The following is a 17,162-nucleotide window of genomic DNA, read 5'->3' as shown; positions in this document are numbered from 1 at the left end:
GGCCGCTACGTGTCCGGGCGTGACCTGGCCCGTCTGAGGGCGCGGCGCAGTTCGGCATTCGCTGCCTCGAGCTCCAGGACTTTGGCTATGCCGGCAAGATTGAGCCCCTGGTCCAGGAGTTCCCCGATGTGCAGGAGCAGGCCGATGTCGGCGTTGCTGTATTGACGCGTGCCGCCGGCCGTACGCTCCGGGAGGATCAGCCCTTTCGTCTCGTAGAGCCTGATGTTCTGCTGCCCGGTCCCTGCCAGCTTTGCTGCTACAGAGATGGCATACAGTGCCTGACCGGCCCGAGGACCCGGTTTCTGTTCTGGCGTTCTACTGACCGCGTCCACCCCAAAATACCTTCCCCGTGATGTTGCATCAGTCTCGCACGAGTGCTATAAAAAATCTATATCCACCAATACAGATAACCGATGGTGGGTAGATGAACTGGATTCAACTTCTAGCAACTGAAGGAGTGGGAAATGATGTTGATGCGTACGGACCCGTTCCGTGAGCTGGACCGGCTCGCCCAGCAGGTCTTCGGAACCGCCGCCCGGCCGGCGGCAATGCCCATGGACGCCTGGCAGGAAGACGGCGAGTTCGTGGTGGCGTTCGACCTCCCGGGCGTCAAGGTGGATTCCGTGGACCTGAACGTGGAGCGCAACGTACTGACCGTCCGCGCGGAGCGCCAGGACCCCACCCAGCCCAATGTTGAGCTGGTGGCCTCAGAGCGACCGCGCGGTGTCTTCAGTCGTCAGCTCATCCTGGGCGACACGCTCAATGCGGACACCATTAAGGCCAGCTACGACCAGGGCGTGCTGACCCTGCGGATCCCGGTGTTGGAGCAGGCCAAGCCGCGCAGGATCGAGATCGAAACCAAACAGGGTTCCCTGCACGAGATCGGTAAGTAGGTCCGGACCCAGGGGCGCCGGCTACGTCCGGCGCCCCTGCACCTTCCCGGTCAGAATTCCCGACAAGGACCGCCATGACCAGCCAGCCGGACTACTACGATGTGCTGCGCGTGAAGCCTGCTGCCAGCCAGCAGGAGATCTCCCGTGCCTACCGGGTGCTGATGCGCACCCGTCATCCGGATCTCGACGGCGGCGCAACGGTTGACCGCGACGTGCAGGATGGAGAGCTGCTGCGGATCATGCAGGCGTTCGCTGTCCTCCGTGACGCGGCGCGGCGCGCAACCTACGACAGGAGCCGCAACGGACCAAGCGCGCCGGGTGGCACCCCGACAGTCATCCCCGTCCGGAAGGTCAGCAACCGGTACGTCCCGGCCGGCAACACCATCAGGATCACCACGGTGCGCTGGGAAAGCGGACCGTGGAAGTAAACCCGTAAGACGACAGCCATCACCGCGAGGAGGCGGACAAAACAATGAGCGACTGGCGCCGCTACGACTCCCACCTGATTCCTGCCTTCCACGAACGCTTCGAACAGCGCTGGGGCGAGGGTACTGCACCGTTCCTGGACCCCGAAGCCCACGAAGAGCCGCTTCCCCGCGCACATTGGATCAATCCTGCCACTGGCGCGGCCTTGGCAGTGGTCCCCGTATGGACCGCCGAAGACGAGCAGCAGCGGTCCTTCGGGGTGTTCTATCTTCCGCCCGCCGGCGACGTCTGGGTGCTGCGGCCCGGTTACACCGGTTATCTCGAGCCGGCAGACGGCGACGCGGAGCAACTCGTCACACTCCGGAACGATGCCTTCCGGAAGGCCGTGGCGCACGCCAAGGAGTTCCTCTTCGGCTCACAATGAGCCGGCCGCGTCCGTGCCGCTGCCCAGCAGGCTGCGGGTGAGGGTTTCGGCGTCGGCCATCAGGTCGTCCACGGCGGCCGCCAGGTGCGAATCGGACACCGGGGTGTTATCCAGCGCCGCAGCCACCACCGCCCGCCGGACCGGTTCCCGCGCGAAGGAGGCGGTGGTTCCCGCCGTCCGTTCCGCGGCGGCATCCAGTGCCGCCGGGCTGAACGCCACCAGGCGGCCGTAGAGTTCCAGCAGCCGGACTCGCTCGGCATGGGCCGGCAGCGGGATCTCCACCGCGAGGTCCACCCGGCCCGGGCGCTGCGCCAGCGCCCGCTCCAGCATGTCGGGCCGGTTGGTGGTGAGGACAAACGCGACGTCGGCGTCGTTGTCCAGGCCGTCCATGGCGTCCAGCACCTCAAAAAGCAGCGGCTGCGGCCCGTGCCCGAAACTCCGGTCCTCGGCAATAAGATCGCAATCCTCCAGCACGACGATCGAGGGCTGCAGCGCCCGGGCCATGCGGGCCGCCTCGGAGATCCTGGCGAGCGATCCGCCCGAGAGGAGGATCGCCGTCGAGCCTTCACTCTGGCTCAGCAGGTGGCGCACGGTGTGCGTCTTGCCGGTCCCCGGGCGGCCGCACAGCAGGATGCCCCGTTTGAGATGCTGGCCGTGCTGTTTGAGGGACGCCCGGTGCGTGGCGATGCCCACGGTGTGGTCCGCGACCTTCTGCAGCAGGCCGTCGGGCATGATGACGTCCGACGCCGGGAGGCTGGGACGGTGGTGGAACGTCACCCCCGCGGTGCTCGGCCAGGAATCCGTTGGCTGTTTCAGGCCCCACGGCAAGGTTCACCACGGAGAGGCCTTCAGCCGACTCACCCAGGTGCTCCGTCAGCGCCTCAAGCAGCCGCTTGCCCGCCTGCTGCCGGTGGTTTCCGGCCTGCGTCAGCTGGACCAGCTCGGAAAAATCGTCGATGAACTTCCCCAGTTTTTCATCATGCTCAGATCTAGCAGCGACGCTCGTCAGCAGCCCTGCCGTGTGCCATTCTGGGACGTACCCGTTCCACGCTTTCTCGGTCATGAAGGACTGAATCCATGCACATTTCCGCCAAGGACCTGGCCGCCCTCATCCCTGCGGACTTCACGCTGGGCGTGGCCACGGCGGCCTTCCAGATCGAGGGCGCCCTTACTGAAGACGGCAGGGGCACGGCGGGCTGGGACGTGTTTTCGGCCAAGGAAGGTGCCATCGTGGACGGGCACAGCCCGGCCGTAGCCTGCGACCACTACCACCGCATGCCCGGCGATGTTGCCCTTATGAAGCAGCTGGGTGTCGACTCGTACCGGTTCTCACTGTCCTGGCCCCGGATCCAGCCCAACGGCAGCGGCCCGGTGAACCCTGCCGGGCTGGCGTTCTATGACCGGCTTCTGGACGAACTCCTGGCCAACGGGATTTCGCCCATGGTCACCCTCTATCACTGGGACACTCCGCTGGCACTGGACGACGCCGGCGGCTGGATGAATCGCGATACCGCCTACCGCCTGGGGGAGTTCGCCGCGATTGCCGCTGCTGCGTACGGCGACCGCGTTGCCCGCTGGGTCACCATCAACGAGCCCGCCACGGTCAGCACCAACGGCTACACCATGGGCCTGCACTCACCGGGCGAAGCACTTATGGTCAACGCGTTGCCTACCGTGCACCACCAGCTTCTGGGCCACGGGCTCGCGATGCAGGCATTGCGGGCGGCGGGGGTCCCAGGCGAGATCGGGATAACCAACGTGTACTCGCCCATGGTCCCGAACTCCATCAACCCCCTGGACTGGATGAGTGCGGGCCTGATGGACATCGCCCAGAACCGGATGTACGCGGACCCCGTCCTCACTGGCCAATATCCGGATATCATCCGCGCCGCGAAGTTCTTCGGCTCATTCGACCATCCGGACGAGGACATGGAGATCATCTCCCAGCCGCTGGATTTCTACGGCCTGAACTACTACATGCCCACGAAGGTGGCTTTCGGTCCTGGTGAAGGGGCTGTGCCGGCGAGCATGGCGGAGGCCATGGGCAGTGACTTGAGTGCGGCAGGCAACGGCTCCACGCCGTTCCACGTCGAGGCCTGGCCCGAAGCGGACATCACCTCCTACGGCTGGCCGGTGAAGCCCGAGTACATGGGGGTGGCGTTGAAAGAGATGGCAGAGCGGTACCCGCATCTGCCGCCGGTGATCATCACCGAGGGCGGGGCGAGTTTCGAGGACATCATCGTCCGTGACAAGTCCACCAACACCACCTTCATCCCGGACGAGCGGCGGCTGAAATACCTGTCGGACCACATCGAGTCAGCGCTGAAGGCCACGGCCCCGGGCGGTGACGCAGAGGGCATCGACCTGCGGGGCTACTACGTGTGGTCGCTCCTGGACAATTTCGAATGGTCGGCAGGCTACAACCAGCCGTTCGGCCTGCTGCATGTTGATTTCGAGACCCTGGAGCGCACGCCGAAGGCGTCCTACTTCTGGCTTCAGGAGCTCATCGAGGAGCGGAACCTTGCCGCGACGGCGGGTGCCGCCGTCGCGCAGGCCGCCAGTGAGGAACCGGACACTGCCGCTGATCCCGAAACGGCGGTATCTCCCGACGACGGCGTGACCACCTCAGGTGCCACCGCCTAGTGTCCTGGGAACCTAGCCGGCGTGGTGCGCGTCCTCCGGGTCCTCGGGTGAGTCATCGCGACGTTCCTTCACCAGCTTGCTGGCACTCACCAGCCGTAGCGCGGTCACCAGCAGGACCCCGCCAAGCACATTAAAGACCACTACATAGGAAAACCAGCCGAGCCATTGAAGGTAGTTGATGTCAGCACCCGTGTGGATGGCACCGAAGATCAGCAGCGAGTCCAGGATCGAGTGGAAGAGCTGCAGCCCGTAGAGCAGGAAAGCGCCAACGACGGCGGCCGCGATCTTGCCGGTGACGCTGTCCGTCCCGTGCTGCATGCGGGTCATCAACGTGATGGTGCTCCCCGCCAACACGGCAAGACACACGGTTTTCCAGTTAAACCCGGCGTCGAGATAGTGGGTGGCTTCCTTCGTGATGGTCTCGCTCCACTGCGGGAACGCTGTCATGATCAATGCCATGAACAGCCAACCGCCCACCAGGTTAGCGATGAGTGTGCCGCCCCAGAGCTTCCCGAGCTGCGCGTAGCTTGCCTCCCGTGCGACGACCGCGGCAATGGGCACCAGGAAGCCTTCCGTGAACAGCTCGCTCTTGGCCAGCAGGAGGGCGATGAGGCCTGCACTGAACGCCAATCCCGCGAGAAGGTGGTTCTCGGTCTCATATAGAACGCCGAGGTACGCCATAATGCCAACGCCTATTTCAAACCCGCCGAACAAGCCGGTGATGAGCACGTCCCGAAAGGAGCGGTTCAGCCGCTGCGCGCCTTCCTCAACCGTGCGGTCGAAGGATTCCTCCACCTCCTCCTCAACCGGGCCTGGATTGTCGCCAAGTTCCCGCCGCCGCGCATCGCCGTCGGTGTCGCTCATGCGTGTCGCCTATCCGCCTGAAAGTGTGTGGTGATTGATCTAGAGGAGGTCCAGGAGCTTAAGCTGTTTGGCCATCCCCGCGCCGTCCGGCGAATAGATCCAGGGCACCACCGACGTGGTGTGGTCGCCGTCCTCGGAGTGCCCGCCGGCGAAGACGGACTCGCTGACGGAGAGCTGCCGGATGGCGATGGCGGCCACCTTGTCGGCGTTTTCCTGGGCGAAGCCTGAGTAGATCTGTTCGTCGTGCTGGCCGTTGTCGCCGATCAGGAGCCACCGCATGTCCGGGAATTCCTTGGCGAGGCGCTCCAGGTTGCGGTGCTTGTGCTCCTGCCCGCTGCGGAACCAGCGGTCCTGGGTCAGGCCCCAGTCCGTGAGCAGGAGGGCGCCGGATGGATACATGTTCCGGCCCAGGAACCGCGCCAGGGTGGGGGCAGCATTCCACGGACCCGTGGACAGGTAGATGACGGGCGCGTCCGGGTGTTCAATGGTGAGCCTTTCCAGCAGGACCGCCATCCCCGGCGTCGCCATCCGGGCCCGTTCGCTGAGGACAAACGTGTTCCACAGGGCCAGGAACGGCCTGGGCAGGGCGGTGACCATCACGGTGTCGTCGATGTCGGACACGATGCCGAACTTCGCATCGGCATCGATCACCTGGATCAGCGTCTCCACGGGTTCGGTCCCGTCAGCCCGCAGGATGGCCGTGTGCCAGCCCGGCGGGAGCTGCACGTCCACCACGGTGTCGATCAGGCCGCCACGGTCCGCCCGGACTCGGGTGGTGACGCCGCCAATGGTAATTTCCACCTCGATGAACTGCAGGGGGACGCTGGTGAAGGCCCGCCAGCCGCGGACGTTTTGTGTGCCGTTGCGGGCAGCCTGCTCGGCCCGGCTGCCCGGGGCCGGATTCTTGGTTAACAGGACGCGGCCGAGCACGCGTACCCAGTCGGTCGAACCGTAGCCCTGGTACGCGATGGTCTGCGGTGCGAAATTCCAGCCCTTGGCGAGCTGGATGCGGACGGCGTTGACGACGGCGGAGATCCGGTGCGCCAGGCGTAAAAGCTGGGTGCCGGACAGCGGTGCGGGGTGCGGAGTGTTCTGCGGTGAATTCTGAGGAGCCCTGTCCATGTCTCCACTCTGCCACAGCGCAACCGCGCGCCGGGCACCCTGGCGGTCCCGCCGCCGTGCGTGACGTCAGCCTCAATCAAGGAGCCAGCGGAGGGTGTCGGCGTTCCGCACGGCGTTCCCGCCGCCGTCGTTGTTGAAATAGGCATAGACATCCTTGCCTGCCGCGGACCATTCGCGGATCCGGTCCGCCCACCACTGCAGGTCCGTATCGGAGTAGGAGCCGCCATACAGGTGCTGATGGTCAGGCCCGTGGAGCCGGATGTAGACGAAGGGCGCTGTGGCGCGGAGGATGCACGGCAGTTGGGCGCCGCTCATGATGCAGTACGCGGCCTGGTGCCGTTCCAGCAAGGCGTACACGTCCGGATGGTCCCAGCTGGGGTGCCGGAACTCCACGGTCACCCGGATCCACCACGGGACCGCGGCGAGGAAGTGATCCAGCCGGGCATCATCGCGCTGCAGCTGCGGTGGCAGTTGGACCAGCAGGACAGCGCGTTTGTCGCCCAGTTCGTGCCAGCAGCGGGCGATGCGTTCCAGCCAGACTTCGGGTCCGTAGAGTTTCTTGCCGTGCGTCAGGCCGCGCGGAGCTTTGACGGACATCACGAACCCGTCCGGGAGCCTGCGCCGCCAGTTGGCGAAGGACGTGTCCCGGGGCCACCGGTAAAAGCTGGCGTTCAACTCAACGGTGCCAAACCGGGAAACGTAGTGCTGGAGCCTGTCCCGGGCCGGGAGGCCTGGCGGGTAGAGCACGTTCTCCCAGTGGTCATAGCTCCAGCCGGAGGTGCCGATATAGACAGCCACAGTCAGCTGACCCGCAGGGGAGATGGGTGAACCATGATGCCTCCGGTGTTCGTGGACCGGCCGTCAACTCACGGTACACCGCTGTGCTTTGCCACTATCATTCACGGTTGTTTTCTCCGGCAGGGCCCATCCTTGTGGCAGTGTATGGGAATGGCGCGCATTGAAGATTATGCAGTTGTTGGCGACCTCCACACCGGCGCCCTGGTCAGCACCGAGGGCTCCATCGACTGGCTTTGCCTGCCGCGCTTCGACTCGCCGGCATGTTTCAACGCGCTCCTGGATACGCCTGAGGCCGGACGATGGCTACTGGCACCCGAGAGCGGCGGCACCTGCACCAGGCGCGGCTACCGGGAGGGGACCCTGATCCTGGAAACAGAATGGGAAACCCCGGAGGGTACCGTCAGGGTTATTGACTTCATGCCGCCACGCGACGCGGTGGCGGACATCGTGCGGATCGTTGAGGGCGTGAGGGGAAGCGTCAGGATGCACGGTGAACTGGCGCTGAGGTTCGACTACGGGCATATCGTTCCCTGGGTGCGGCGCGACAGGCACGGCCTGCATGCCATCGCCGGCCCGGACTCCGTCTACTTCGTCACCAAGGCGCCGCTTCACGGCGAGAACATGCACTCCGTCAGTGACTTCACAGTCCACGCGGGGGAGCGCATCCCCTTTGTCCTGACGTGGGCGCCCAGCCACGTTCCCCGCCCGCACACGGTGGACGCCGAGGTAGTGCTGGGCACCACCCTGGCTTTCTGGCGCGGCTGGGCATCCCAGTGCACCGTCCAGGGAAAGTACCAGGATGCGGTGGTCCGTTCGCTGGTGACCCTGAAGGCGCTGACCTACGCTCCCACGGGCGGCATCGTCGCTGCGGTCACCACGTCCCTGCCGGAACAGCTGGGCGGTCCCCGCAACTGGGATTACCGCTTCTGCTGGCTGCGGGACGCCACCATGACGCTGCAGGCGCTCCTGGCCGCCGGCTACACCACCGAGGCTGCCGCCTGGCGTGACTGGCTGCTCCGCGCTGTGGCGGGCGATCCGGCCGACCTGCAGATCATGTACGGAATCCACGGCGAACGCAGGCTTCCGGAAATGGAACTGCCGTGGCTTGCCGGGTACGAGAATTCAAAACCGGTACGGACCGGCAACGGCGCCGCCGAGCAGCTTCAACTGGACGTCTGGGGCGAGGTCCTGGACTGCCTGGCGCTGACCAGGAACTCCCTGCTGAAACACACGGACGAGTCCTGGGACGTCCAGGTGGCCCTGATGCAGCACCTGGAGACCATCTGGGACCAGCCGGACAACGGACTCTGGGAGATGCGCGGGCCGCGGCGCCATTTCACGCATTCCAAGGTGATGGCCTGGGTGGCCGCAGACCGGATGGTTAAAGGCGTCCGCGATTTCGGCCTGCCCGGCCCCGTGGAACGCTGGGAGGCCCTTCGCGACACCATCCACCGGGACGTCATGGCCAACGGCTTCGACCCCGTCCGCAACACCTTTGTGCAGGCGTATGGCCGGCCCGAACTGGATGCCAGCCTGCTGTTGATCCCGCGGGTGGGCTTCCTGTCGCCGGATGATCCCCGGGTGCTGGGGACCATTGACGCGATCCAGCGGGAGCTCACCGAAGACGGTTTTGTGCTCCGCTACCGTCCCGCCGACAGCGACGACGGCCTCCCGGGAGACGAAGGGGTGTTCCTGGCCTGCTCGTTCTGGTTGGTGGAGGCCCTGCTGGGCGCGGGACGCACCGAGGAGTCCACCGAACTCTTCGAGCGGTTGCTCGAACTCCGCAACGATGTGGGCCTGCTCAGTGAGGAATGGGGCGTCAGGGCAGGGCGGCAGCTGGGCAATACGCCCCAGGCCTTCAGTCACTTCGCGCTTGTGACAAGCGCTCTTGAGCTTCATCAGGATACGGTTCGCCGCAGTGACACACCTATTCCCCCGGAGACAGACAGGTAGGGCAATGAGGGCCTGGGGGCCTGCCCCGCTCTTCACGTCCGGGAGAAAGGTAAGTATACTTACTAGACTTGCGGAGCGCTCCTAATGGGGCTCAGCGCCGCGACTGAACGAGGGGTGGTTGTAATGGCCGGACATTTTGAGCTGGTGGATGCGCCTGACGGCGGCTACAGGGTACGGATGTTGGATGGTTCAGGAAGCCTGATGGCTATCTCGGTGACCTTCCCAACGAAGCGCGCAGCGGTGGCCGGCATTGCGATGGCCCGCGAGATTGCCGGCACAGGCCTGATCAGGGACTTCAGTAACAACGGTGCCGGAACCGTGATCCGGGATCGGATTGGCCCCACGTCATCCCCGGAGGATAGCGCCGCCCGCGGCAAGAAGCTGTCCGGGGCCGCTCGCGCTGTAGTCGGGTGATCACCCAGAGCCACGCCCTGGTCCGCGGGCGGCGATGGGGCGTCTTGTTTGACGTTGATGGGACCCTGGTGGACTCCGCCTACATCCACACGCTCGCGTGGTGGCAGGCGTTCCGACAGCACCAGCATGACGTCCCCATGGCCGCCATTCACCGGTGCGTCGGGATGGGTGGCGATCGTTTGGTGGACACGCTTCTTCCTGCTGGCCGGGACCGCGAGGCCGACGCCGACATCCTGGCCAGCCATGCGGCAGTCTTCGCGCAGAGCTGGCCGTCGCTGCGACCGTTCGACGGCGCCAAGGAGCTGCTTGCGCAGTGCCACGCCGGGGGACTCGCCGTCGCCCTGGCATCATCGGCACGAACGCAGGATCTGAAGGCCACCCGCAAAGCCCTTGGTGCGGACTCGTTCATCCATGCCGCCACCAGCGCGGACGATGCGAAGGCAAGCAAGCCGGCCCCGGACATCCTCGTGGCCGCGCTTGAAGCTGTTGGTGTGGCCGCGGCCGGAGCAGTCTATGTGGGGGATGCGGTGTGGGACATGCAAGCTGCTGCCGCGTTGGGAATCCCTGCCATCGGCGTCACCTGCGGCGGGACCAGCGCCGCCGAACTCCGCGAGTCAGGCGCGGCCGAGGTCTACAACGGCCCCCGGGACCTCCTGGACAACCTGCAGGCAAGCGCCATCGGCAGGCTGCTGACGCTGGAATCGAACCCCGCCGGCGCCTAATAGCGCGAGGGGACACTTGCGGCCCTGCCCGCGGGGGCTTAACTGTCCGTTCGCGCCGGTGCCGGGACGGTTGGGAGGGTGGGGCAGGTTAGAGGGGGAGCAGGCCTGAGAGGTCAGCGCGCAGGCCGGAGGCGGACACCTTGTGCGCCGCGACAGCGTCCGACCAGCTCAACTGGCCGGTCACCATACCAAGCCAGGTGGCGGCGTCGCATTCGATCACGTTGGGCGGGGTTCCGCGGGTGTGCCGCGGTCCCTCCACGCACTGGGTGACGCCGAACGGCGGCACCCGCACCTCCACCGAGTTCCCCGGCGCCCGCGCGGTCACCTCCTCCAGCGTGTACCGCACGGCCGTGGCGGTGACGTTGCGGGGGAGCGGAATGTCCGACGGCGATGCGGCGGCTTCCTGCCATGCGGCCAGTGCCGCTGTGCCTTCTTCAATGCCGATCCGACGGCGTGCTACAGCCATCAGTCCAGGAGCGCGGACACGGCCGGGCCCAGGCGGATCTTGCCCACCTCGTGGCTGCCGCCCATCACCGGGGCCACCACTTTTTCGAGGACGCTGGAGACGCCGGGGATATCCACGGCGCCAACCGCGGCGAGGAGGGTCAGGCCCACCAGGGACGTGGCCCGCAGATTCCCGTCAAGCATCTTGATGGCCACCGAGACACCCTGGGGTGTGGCCATGGCCAGGACGCCCTCGGCACCAATCTTGGCGATGATGCCCAGTTCGTCCATCACGATGGTGTTGGCCTCGCCGCGCCCCTGGACGGCCCAGGGGTAGTCGAGCATGGACGTGGCGATGGTGGCGGCGCGGGCGTTGGAATTTTTGTCGCCCGGGGCCTTGGCCAGCATCGAGAACGCTCGCGCCAACCCGGTCAGCGAAATGGCGGCCACCGGGGCCCCACACCCGTCAATGCCCAGGTGGGCGATCTTTTCGCCGCTGTATTCCTCGATCACACTTCGGACGCGCTGCTGCAGAGGATGGTTCGGTTCAAGGTAGCTGTGGGTGTCCCAGCCGTTTTCGGTGCAGGCCCACAGGAAGGCGGCGTGCTTGCCGGAGCAGTTGAAGGCTAGCTTCGATTTGCCCTTTTCGGACCTGACCAGCCAGTTGCGGGCCGTCTCGTCCTGCGGCCAGGCGGCGGGGCACTGGAGCTGGTCCTCCCGGACGCCGGCGGCCTTGAGCATTCCCTCCACCACGTCCATATGGTCCAGGGAGCCCACGTGGCTGCCGCAGGCCAGCGCCACCTGAGCGCCGCGCAGCGGAACTCCGGACTGCATGGCCGCCAGGGCCTGCAGCGGTTTAAGCGCGGACCGTGCGTACAAGGGAGTCCGGATGTCACCGAGTTCTGTGACTACGGACCCGTCGCCGGACAGTACGACGGCTGAGCCGATGTGCCGGGACTCCACAAAACCGCTTCGTTCAATAACGGCGAGTTCGACAGCGGAGTCCACGGTGAACGTGGCATGCGGGTTGTGCGGCATGATGCCAGTCTAGGGGCGGAATCGGCGAATGCCGGGCTACTCCACGGTGACCATGACAGACTGCCAGCCGGAGGCGCCGTCGGGCACCGGATCGGCCCGCTGATCGGTCTGGACCTCGCCCGTTCCGTCGGTGGCGCGGACCTTGATGTAGTGCGGTCCCGGTGTGGCTTCCCAGTCGAAGGACCACTGGCGCCACGTGATGAGGGACGCCTCGGTGGACAGGACTGCCTCGGCCCAGGGGTTGTTGTCGATCTGGACTTCCACCTTGGTGATGCCGCGGGTCTGCGCCCACGCAGTGCCGCCGATCGCCACCCGGCCGGCGGGCACCTTGGCGAAGGACTTCGGAACTTCCACCCGGGCCATGGTCTTGATGGGGCCGCGCTCGGACCAGCCGCGCTGGGTCCAGTAGGCCTTGCTGTCCGCGAACCGCGTCACTTCCAGGTCCACCACCCACTTGGTGGCGGAGACAAAACCGTACAGCCCGGGCACCACCATGCGCACCGGATAGCCGTGCTCCAGCGGCAGGGGCTCGCCGTTCATGCCGATCGCCAGCATGGCATCGCGGTCATCCTGCAGGACCTCCAGCGGCGTGGAGGCGCTGAAGCCATCGATCGACGTCGACAGCACCATGTCCGCACCGTCCTTGGGACGTGCGCGCTTGAGGACCTCGCGGATGGGAAGGCCGAGCCAGCGAGCGTTCCCGGCGAGGTTTCCGCCCACGGGATTGGAAACACAGGTGAGGGTCACGTGCGATTCGATGAGGTCGGCGTCGAGCAGGTCCTGGAAGGTGAGGCGGACCTCTTCCTCCACCAGCCCGTGCACGCGGAGCTCCCAGTCTTCGGCGTTGATTTCGGGCACGCTCAGGGCGGTATCGATCCGGTAGAAGTCCCCGTTGGGGGTCAGCCAGGGGCCGACGCCGGCTGCCGGAGACTGGACGCCGGCGGGCACAGCGGCCGCGGCCTTTGCCGGGGTGGGCAGCTGCAGGGCCTCGCGGGCCTTGGTGATGTTGCTGCGGGCGGCGCTGAGCAGGCGTCCGCCCGTGGCTGCGATCCCAGCGCCGGCCACGGTGATCCCGGCCGCGGCGAAGAAGCGTCGGCGGCTGGTGGCGGGACGGTCAGGTTCCGCGGCGCCCGTGTCGGCAGGAGCCTCGGGCCAGGACTTCAGCCGCCAGAGCGGGGCGATCAGCAGCCGCAGCACCACCAGCCCTGCAATTGTGCCCAGCACGGTGGGGATGGCATCCAGCGGCTTCACGCTGGCCCGAGTCACCACGCTGGCCACGATCACCGCGCCCATCAGCAGCACACCGGCAACGCCCAGCGCCCACTTGCGGTAGGCCACCACACCCAGCACGCAGGCCAGCAGGAAAATGGTCAGGCCCATCCCCACAAACAGCGCGGCTTTGTCATTCGTGCCGAACGTGGCGATGGCAAAGTCCTTCATCCACGGCGGTGTGAAGTCGATGAACGTGGACCCCAACGCGATCACCGGAGTTGCCCGGGCGGTAAAGAACGCTCCGATCAGCTCCGCTACGGAAAGTACGACGGCGGCAGCCGCCACGCCTGCCAGCGCGGCCATTGCGGCGGGGTCCTTGAGCCACTTCAGAAGCTTCTTCATGCCTTGGATTCGTTGCGGCGGGCCGCAGGGATGGCCGGGCGAGGACACAGCTTAGGAGCACCCCCTTAGGAAAGGGCAGGGTGCACAAAGTACCCTTGGAGACTGTGAAGGTACTCGTCATTGGCCCTGGAGGCCGCGAACACGCCATTGTCCGCTCCCTGCTCGCCGACCCCAACGTATCCGAGGTCCATGCGGCTCCCGGCAACGCCGGCATCAGCAAGCTGGTCCCCACCCACAACATTGACGGGAATGATCCCGACGCCGTCGCGGCGCTGGCCACCAAGCTCGGCGTGGACCTCGTGGTGGTGGGCCCCGAGGCGCCGCTGGCTGCCGGGGTGTCCGACGCCGTCCGCGCCGCCGGCATTCCGGTCTTTGGCCCCAGCAAGGCCGCAGCGCAGCTGGAAGCCTCCAAAGCGTTCGCCAAGGAAGTTATGGCCGAAGCGGGAGTCCCCACGGCCATGGCGATGGTGGCCACAAACGCCGAGGAAGCCGCCGCGGCCCTGGACACCTTCGGCGCACCCTATGTGGTGAAGGATGACGGCCTCGCCGCCGGCAAGGGCGTGGTGGTCACCAACAACCGCGACGAAGCCCTGGCCCATGCGCAGACGTGCTTCGACGCCGCCGGCACCGTGGTGATCGAGGAGTTCCTCGATGGCCCCGAGGTTTCCATTTTTGTCCTCTGTGACGGCCGCAACACCGTGGCACTGTCCCCGGCGCAGGACTTCAAACGCATCTTCGACAACGACGAAGGCCCCAACACCGGCGGCATGGGTGCCTATACGCCGCTGGAATGGGCCCCGGCCGGGCTGGTCCAGGAAGTCATCGACCGCGTCGCGCAGCCCACGGTCAACGAGATGGCCAACCGCGGCACCCCGTTTGTGGGTGTGCTGTTTGTGGGCCTGGCGCTGACCACGCGCGGCACCCGCGTCATCGAATTCAACGTCCGCTTCGGCGACCCCGAGACGCAGGCCGTCCTGGCCCGGCTCAAGACCCCCCTCGGTGCGCTGCTGCTGGCAGCCGCCAAGGGCGAACTGGACAAGGCAGACGAGCTGCGCTGGTCCAAGGAGACCGCCGTCGCCGTCGTCGTCGCGTCCGAAAACTACCCGGACACCCCGCGCACCGGTGACCGCATCCGCGGACTCAAGAAGGTGGACGAGCTCGACGGCGTGCACGTGATCCACGCAGGCACTGCGCTCGACGACGACGGCAAGGTGATCTCCGCCGGCGGCCGGGTGCTCGCCGTCGTTGCCCTCGGCAGCGACCTGGTGGAGGCCCGGGAACGGGCGTACGACGGCGTGGAGCTGGTTCAGCTGGAAGGCTCCCAGTTCCGGACGGACATCGGACGCAAGGCCGCCCGCGGTGAAATCAAGGTAACGGCACTGGCCACCGGATCGCTCCCAGTCACGAAGGCGAAGGCATAACATGACTGAGAACTCCGCCCAGGAACCACAGCAGCCCCGCGGCTTCAGCACCGAAACCCTGGACCTGCCGGGCTGGACGCACGTTTACTCCGGCAAGGTCCGCGACCTCTACGAGCCGGCGGACGAAGCCATCCGCCGGCAGGTGGGCCAGGACTGCGTCCTGGTGGTGGCGAGCGACCGCATCAGCGCCTTCGACCACGTGCTGGCCAGCGAGATCCCGGACAAGGGCCGCATCCTCACGCAGTTGAGCCTGTGGTGGTTCGACCAGCTTGACGTGGTCCACCACGTGCTGGCATCCACCGTGGAGGACGGCGTTCCCGCGGCCGTGGAAGGCCGCGCGATGATCTGCCGGAAGCTGGATATGTTCCCCGTGGAATGCATCGCCCGCGGCTACCTCACCGGCACCGGGCTGCTGGAGTACAAGGCCAGGGGGACGGTCTGCGAGATTCCGCTGCCGCCGGGCCTGGTGGACGGGTCCCGGCTGGAACGGGCCATCTTCACACCGTCTGCCAAGGCCGAAGTGGGCGAGCATGACGAGAACATCTCCTACAACGATGTTGTGGCCATGGTGGGGGACGACATCGCCGCACGCCTGAGCGAGCTGACCCTCAAGATCTACACCGGCGCGGAGAAGATCGCCCGCGAACGCGGCATCATCCTGGCCGACACCAAGGTTGAGTTCGGCTACGACGCCGTGTCCGGGGCCATCACCCTGGGCGATGAGGTCCTGACACCGGATTCCTCGCGTTTCTGGGATGCGGCCACGTATGAGCCGGGCAAAGCGCAGCCTTCTTACGACAAGCAGTATGTGCGCGACTGGCTGACGTCCGCCGAATCAGGCTGGGACCGGTCCTCCGAATCGCCACCGCCAGCCCTGCCCGCAGACGTGGTGGCCCGGACGCGCGGCCGCTACGTCGAGGCCTACGAGAAAATCACCGGCAGGACGTTCGCCTAGAACACCTTTGACGGGCCCGGCTTCCGGCCGGGCCCGTTACTAGCTTGCCTTGGCGTTTTTCGCTCCTGCGGCGGCCCGCTGCTGGGCGAGTCTGATCTCAAGGACCGCGTCCAGGGCCTGCTGGACACGGTCCGAGGCTCCCGCGGCACTGAAGGCCTTCTGCGCTTCTTCGAGGTAGACCAGGGCTTCGTCGGACTCACCGGCGGCCTTCAGCGACTTGCCCAGCAGGAGTGAGACTTCCCCGGCCGTGTGCTTGGCCAGCGCGCCGGATTCGGCGTGGATTTCCCGGAGCTTGTTGATGGCAGCCACGATGTCGCCGGTGAGATAAAGCCAGCGCGCGCGGATAAACGCAACTTCGAGTTGGTCGCTCTTGTTGCCGCCCACAATGGACAGCGCCAGTTCGGCGCGCTCGATGCTGGAAAGTGTTTCCGGTTCTACGATTCCGGAGGACAGCCGGACGGCGGCCGAGGCCTTGTTGAAACGGGCCCACAGATCGATGTCGTTGGCAGGTGACAGCATCCGGGCGGCGCGCTCGTGGTACTTGATGCCTTCGGGGTAATCGTGCCGCATAAAGGCCACGTTGCCGATCACCCAGGCAACCTCACCGGCGAGCTGGGACATGGAGTGCTCGTCCATCTGGTCATTCATGGCCTGGCAGTATTTCCAGGCCTCATCCAGGCGGCCGCTCTCCGCCAGCGCCCCGATCAGCGCGCGGTAGGCGCCGATGATCAGGGTGGATCCGTTGGGCAGCTGGCCGCAGAGTTGTACGGCCGCCAGCGCATGTTCGACGGCAGTGCTCAGCTGGCCCTGGCCCTGGCAGATAGCGGCGAGCATCTGGCGGGCACGGACGGCGAGGCCGGCAGATTCCGTGGCCATCGGGTGCTCCAGGAGGTGCTGCATGATCTTTTGGCATTCCTGCCAGTTGCCCTGTTTGATCAGGCATTCGGCCTGCATGTAGGTCATGTTCCACCACGCGCTGGTGTTCTTGCCCTCCAGAGCTATCTGGGCCGCGGTGGCTGCGTGGGTGGCCGCCAGCGGATAGTCCCTGAGGTCCCAGGCCTGGCGCGCGTAGAGGCCGGCCAGGACGTACTCGGCGTCGCTGACTGTGATGGGTTGGCTCCAGGCTTCCAGCGCCTTGGGCGCCAGCTCCAGCCTGCGGGCGAGCTCCTCGATGACTTCGGCCGTCGGCTCACGGCGGCCGGTTTCGAGGAGGGAGATATAACTGGGGGAATACAGGTCCTTGCCCAGTGCAGCCTGTGTCAGCCCACGTTCGAGACGCTCCGCACGGAGCTTCTCCCCGAATCCGTTGCCCACGGGAATTCCTCCTGATTCTGGACAGTCTTTGTACTCAATGCTTGACAGTACCTGTGCAAAACATTTTACAATGTATGTCAACAAGGACAGTGCTGACTTTGTAACGAATCCGACTCG

18 protein-coding genes are annotated in these 17,162 nt (G+C 66.1%); 9 read left to right on the top strand and 9 right to left on the bottom strand.

The annotated features are described in order from the left end of the window. Positions 1 to 5: 5 nt before the first annotated feature. Positions 6 to 332, bottom strand: coding sequence for a MerR family transcriptional regulator (locus NG697_RS10370; RefSeq protein WP_252600289.1), 327 nt, complete (start codon positions 330 to 332; stop codon positions 6 to 8). Positions 333 to 467: 135 nt separating this feature from the next. On the opposite strand from NG697_RS10370, the gene NG697_RS10365 reads away from it, so the two are divergent. The 3 genes from NG697_RS10365 (at position 468) to NG697_RS10355 (ending at position 1,743) form a co-directional block, all read left to right on the top strand. After that, complete coding sequence (locus NG697_RS10365; protein WP_252600353.1) at positions 468 to 893, top strand: Hsp20/alpha crystallin family protein; 426 nt, start codon at positions 468 to 470, stop codon at positions 891 to 893. A 74-nt stretch (positions 894 to 967) separates the two neighbouring features. Next, positions 968 to 1,321: a J domain-containing protein gene (locus tag NG697_RS10360; protein WP_252614122.1), complete on the top strand. Its 354-nt coding sequence runs from the start codon at positions 968 to 970 to the stop codon at positions 1,319 to 1,321. Between the two features lie 44 nt (positions 1,322 to 1,365). Continuing rightward, positions 1,366 to 1,743: a hypothetical protein gene (locus NG697_RS10355; protein WP_252614120.1), complete on the top strand. Its 378-nt coding sequence runs from the start codon at positions 1,366 to 1,368 to the stop codon at positions 1,741 to 1,743. Here the strand turns inward: NG697_RS10355 and NG697_RS10350 are convergent. Continuing rightward, positions 1,735 to 2,520, bottom strand: a complete 786-nt coding sequence (locus NG697_RS10350; RefSeq protein WP_252614118.1) for an AAA family ATPase — start codon at positions 2,518 to 2,520, stop codon at positions 1,735 to 1,737. The genes NG697_RS10355 and NG697_RS10350 overlap by 9 nt on opposite strands. Positions 2,521 to 2,820: 300 nt before the next feature. On the opposite strand from NG697_RS10350, the gene NG697_RS10345 reads away from it, so the two are divergent. Further along, the gene (locus NG697_RS10345; RefSeq protein ID WP_252614117.1) at positions 2,821 to 4,386 is read left to right on the top strand and encodes a glycoside hydrolase family 1 protein; all 1,566 of its coding nucleotides are present in this window, start codon (positions 2,821 to 2,823) and stop codon (positions 4,384 to 4,386) included. A 12-nt stretch (positions 4,387 to 4,398) separates the two neighbouring features. On the opposite strand, the gene NG697_RS10340 is transcribed toward NG697_RS10345, so the two are convergent. The 3 genes from NG697_RS10340 to NG697_RS10330 all read right to left on the bottom strand — a co-directional run bounded on the left by NG697_RS10340 (position 4,399) and on the right by NG697_RS10330 (position 7,170). Beyond that, entirely contained in the window at positions 4,399 to 5,250 is an 852-nt protein-coding gene (locus NG697_RS10340; RefSeq protein WP_252575216.1) for a formate/nitrite transporter family protein, read from the bottom strand. Between the two features lie 39 nt (positions 5,251 to 5,289). Continuing rightward, complete coding sequence (locus NG697_RS10335; protein WP_252600294.1) at positions 5,290 to 6,372, bottom strand: App1 family protein phosphatidate phosphatase; 1,083 nt, start codon at positions 6,370 to 6,372, stop codon at positions 5,290 to 5,292. Positions 6,373 to 6,444: 72 nt separating this feature from the next. Further along, entirely contained in the window at positions 6,445 to 7,170 is a 726-nt protein-coding gene (locus tag NG697_RS10330) for a DUF72 domain-containing protein (RefSeq protein ID WP_252614116.1), read from the bottom strand. Between the two features lie 150 nt (positions 7,171 to 7,320). On the opposite strand from NG697_RS10330, the gene NG697_RS10325 reads away from it, so the two are divergent. The 3 genes from NG697_RS10325 to NG697_RS10315 all read left to right on the top strand — a co-directional run bounded on the left by NG697_RS10325 (position 7,321) and on the right by NG697_RS10315 (position 10,259). Continuing rightward, positions 7,321 to 9,123 (top strand): glycoside hydrolase family 15 protein, encoded by a 1,803-nt coding sequence (locus tag NG697_RS10325; RefSeq protein WP_252600296.1) that lies wholly within the window; start codon positions 7,321 to 7,323, stop codon positions 9,121 to 9,123. 123 nt (positions 9,124 to 9,246) lie between these two features. After that, the gene (locus NG697_RS10320) at positions 9,247 to 9,537 is read left to right on the top strand and encodes a YegP family protein (RefSeq protein WP_252614115.1); all 291 of its coding nucleotides are present in this window, start codon (positions 9,247 to 9,249) and stop codon (positions 9,535 to 9,537) included. A gap of 44 nt (positions 9,538 to 9,581) precedes the next feature. Further along, positions 9,582 to 10,259, top strand: coding sequence for an HAD family hydrolase (locus tag NG697_RS10315; RefSeq protein ID WP_252600298.1), 678 nt, complete (start codon positions 9,582 to 9,584; stop codon positions 10,257 to 10,259). Positions 10,260 to 10,347: 88 nt separating this feature from the next. On the opposite strand, the gene NG697_RS10310 is transcribed toward NG697_RS10315, so the two are convergent. From NG697_RS10310 to NG697_RS10300, 3 genes are read right to left on the bottom strand one after another with little or no spacing between them, the layout of a single operon-like run. Further along, positions 10,348 to 10,725: a sterol carrier family protein gene (locus NG697_RS10310; protein ID WP_252600299.1), complete on the bottom strand. Its 378-nt coding sequence runs from the start codon at positions 10,723 to 10,725 to the stop codon at positions 10,348 to 10,350. Continuing rightward, complete coding sequence (locus tag NG697_RS10305; RefSeq protein ID WP_252614114.1) at positions 10,725 to 11,741, bottom strand: asparaginase; 1,017 nt, start codon at positions 11,739 to 11,741, stop codon at positions 10,725 to 10,727. Before NG697_RS10305 ends, NG697_RS10310 begins: the two co-directional genes overlap by 1 nt. 36 nt (positions 11,742 to 11,777) lie before the next feature. Beyond that, positions 11,778 to 13,355, bottom strand: coding sequence for a molybdopterin-dependent oxidoreductase (locus NG697_RS10300; protein WP_252600301.1), 1,578 nt, complete (start codon positions 13,353 to 13,355; stop codon positions 11,778 to 11,780). A gap of 104 nt (positions 13,356 to 13,459) precedes the next feature. Here NG697_RS10300 and purD point away from each other — a divergent pair, with 104 nt between their 5' ends. Beyond that, positions 13,460 to 14,776: a phosphoribosylamine--glycine ligase gene (purD, locus tag NG697_RS10295; protein WP_252614128.1), complete on the top strand. Its 1,317-nt coding sequence runs from the start codon at positions 13,460 to 13,462 to the stop codon at positions 14,774 to 14,776. Position 14,777: 1 nt separating this feature from the next. Beyond that, the gene (locus tag NG697_RS10290; protein WP_252614113.1) at positions 14,778 to 15,731 is read left to right on the top strand and encodes a phosphoribosylaminoimidazolesuccinocarboxamide synthase; all 954 of its coding nucleotides are present in this window, start codon (positions 14,778 to 14,780) and stop codon (positions 15,729 to 15,731) included. 39 nt (positions 15,732 to 15,770) lie between these two features. Here NG697_RS10290 and NG697_RS10285 read toward each other — a convergent pair whose 3' ends face one another. Continuing rightward, positions 15,771 to 17,045, bottom strand: a complete 1,275-nt coding sequence (locus tag NG697_RS10285; protein WP_252609755.1) for a helix-turn-helix domain-containing protein — start codon at positions 17,043 to 17,045, stop codon at positions 15,771 to 15,773. Between the last annotated feature and the right edge of the window lie 117 nt (positions 17,046 to 17,162).

The organism is Pseudarthrobacter raffinosi (genome assembly GCF_023913835.1).
GTDB classification, from domain to species: domain Bacteria; phylum Actinomycetota; class Actinomycetes; order Actinomycetales; family Micrococcaceae; genus Arthrobacter; species Arthrobacter raffinosi.
This window is presented reverse-complemented; position numbering and strand designations above follow the sequence as displayed.

What these genes read in the sequence shown, in the direction of transcription:
- NG697_RS10320 (WP_252614115.1), top strand. Translation starts at nt 9,247, where the DNA reads ATGGCCGGACATTTTGAGCTGGTGGATGCGCCTGACGGCGGCTACAGG.
- NG697_RS10335 (WP_252600294.1), bottom strand. Translation starts at nt 6,372, where the DNA reads ATGGACAGGGCTCCTCAGAATTCACCGCAGAACACTCCGCACCCCGCA.
- NG697_RS10365 (WP_252600353.1), top strand. Translation starts at nt 468, where the DNA reads ATGTTGATGCGTACGGACCCGTTCCGTGAGCTGGACCGGCTCGCCCAG.
- NG697_RS10305 (WP_252614114.1), bottom strand. Translation starts at nt 11,741, where the DNA reads ATGCCGCACAACCCGCATGCCACGTTCACCGTGGACTCCGCTGTCGAA.
- NG697_RS10310 (WP_252600299.1), bottom strand. Translation starts at nt 10,725, where the DNA reads ATGGCTGTAGCACGCCGTCGGATCGGCATTGAAGAAGGCACAGCGGCA.
- NG697_RS10340 (WP_252575216.1), bottom strand. Translation starts at nt 5,250, where the DNA reads ATGAGCGACACCGACGGCGATGCGCGGCGGCGGGAACTTGGCGACAAT.
- NG697_RS10355 (WP_252614120.1), top strand. Translation starts at nt 1,366, where the DNA reads ATGAGCGACTGGCGCCGCTACGACTCCCACCTGATTCCTGCCTTCCAC.
- NG697_RS10345 (WP_252614117.1), top strand. Translation starts at nt 2,821, where the DNA reads ATGCACATTTCCGCCAAGGACCTGGCCGCCCTCATCCCTGCGGACTTC.
- NG697_RS10325 (WP_252600296.1), top strand. Translation starts at nt 7,321, where the DNA reads ATGGCGCGCATTGAAGATTATGCAGTTGTTGGCGACCTCCACACCGGC.
- NG697_RS10300 (WP_252600301.1), bottom strand. Translation starts at nt 13,355, where the DNA reads ATGAAGAAGCTTCTGAAGTGGCTCAAGGACCCCGCCGCAATGGCCGCG.
- NG697_RS10290 (WP_252614113.1), top strand. Translation starts at nt 14,778, where the DNA reads ATGACTGAGAACTCCGCCCAGGAACCACAGCAGCCCCGCGGCTTCAGC.
- NG697_RS10360 (WP_252614122.1), top strand. Translation starts at nt 968, where the DNA reads ATGACCAGCCAGCCGGACTACTACGATGTGCTGCGCGTGAAGCCTGCT.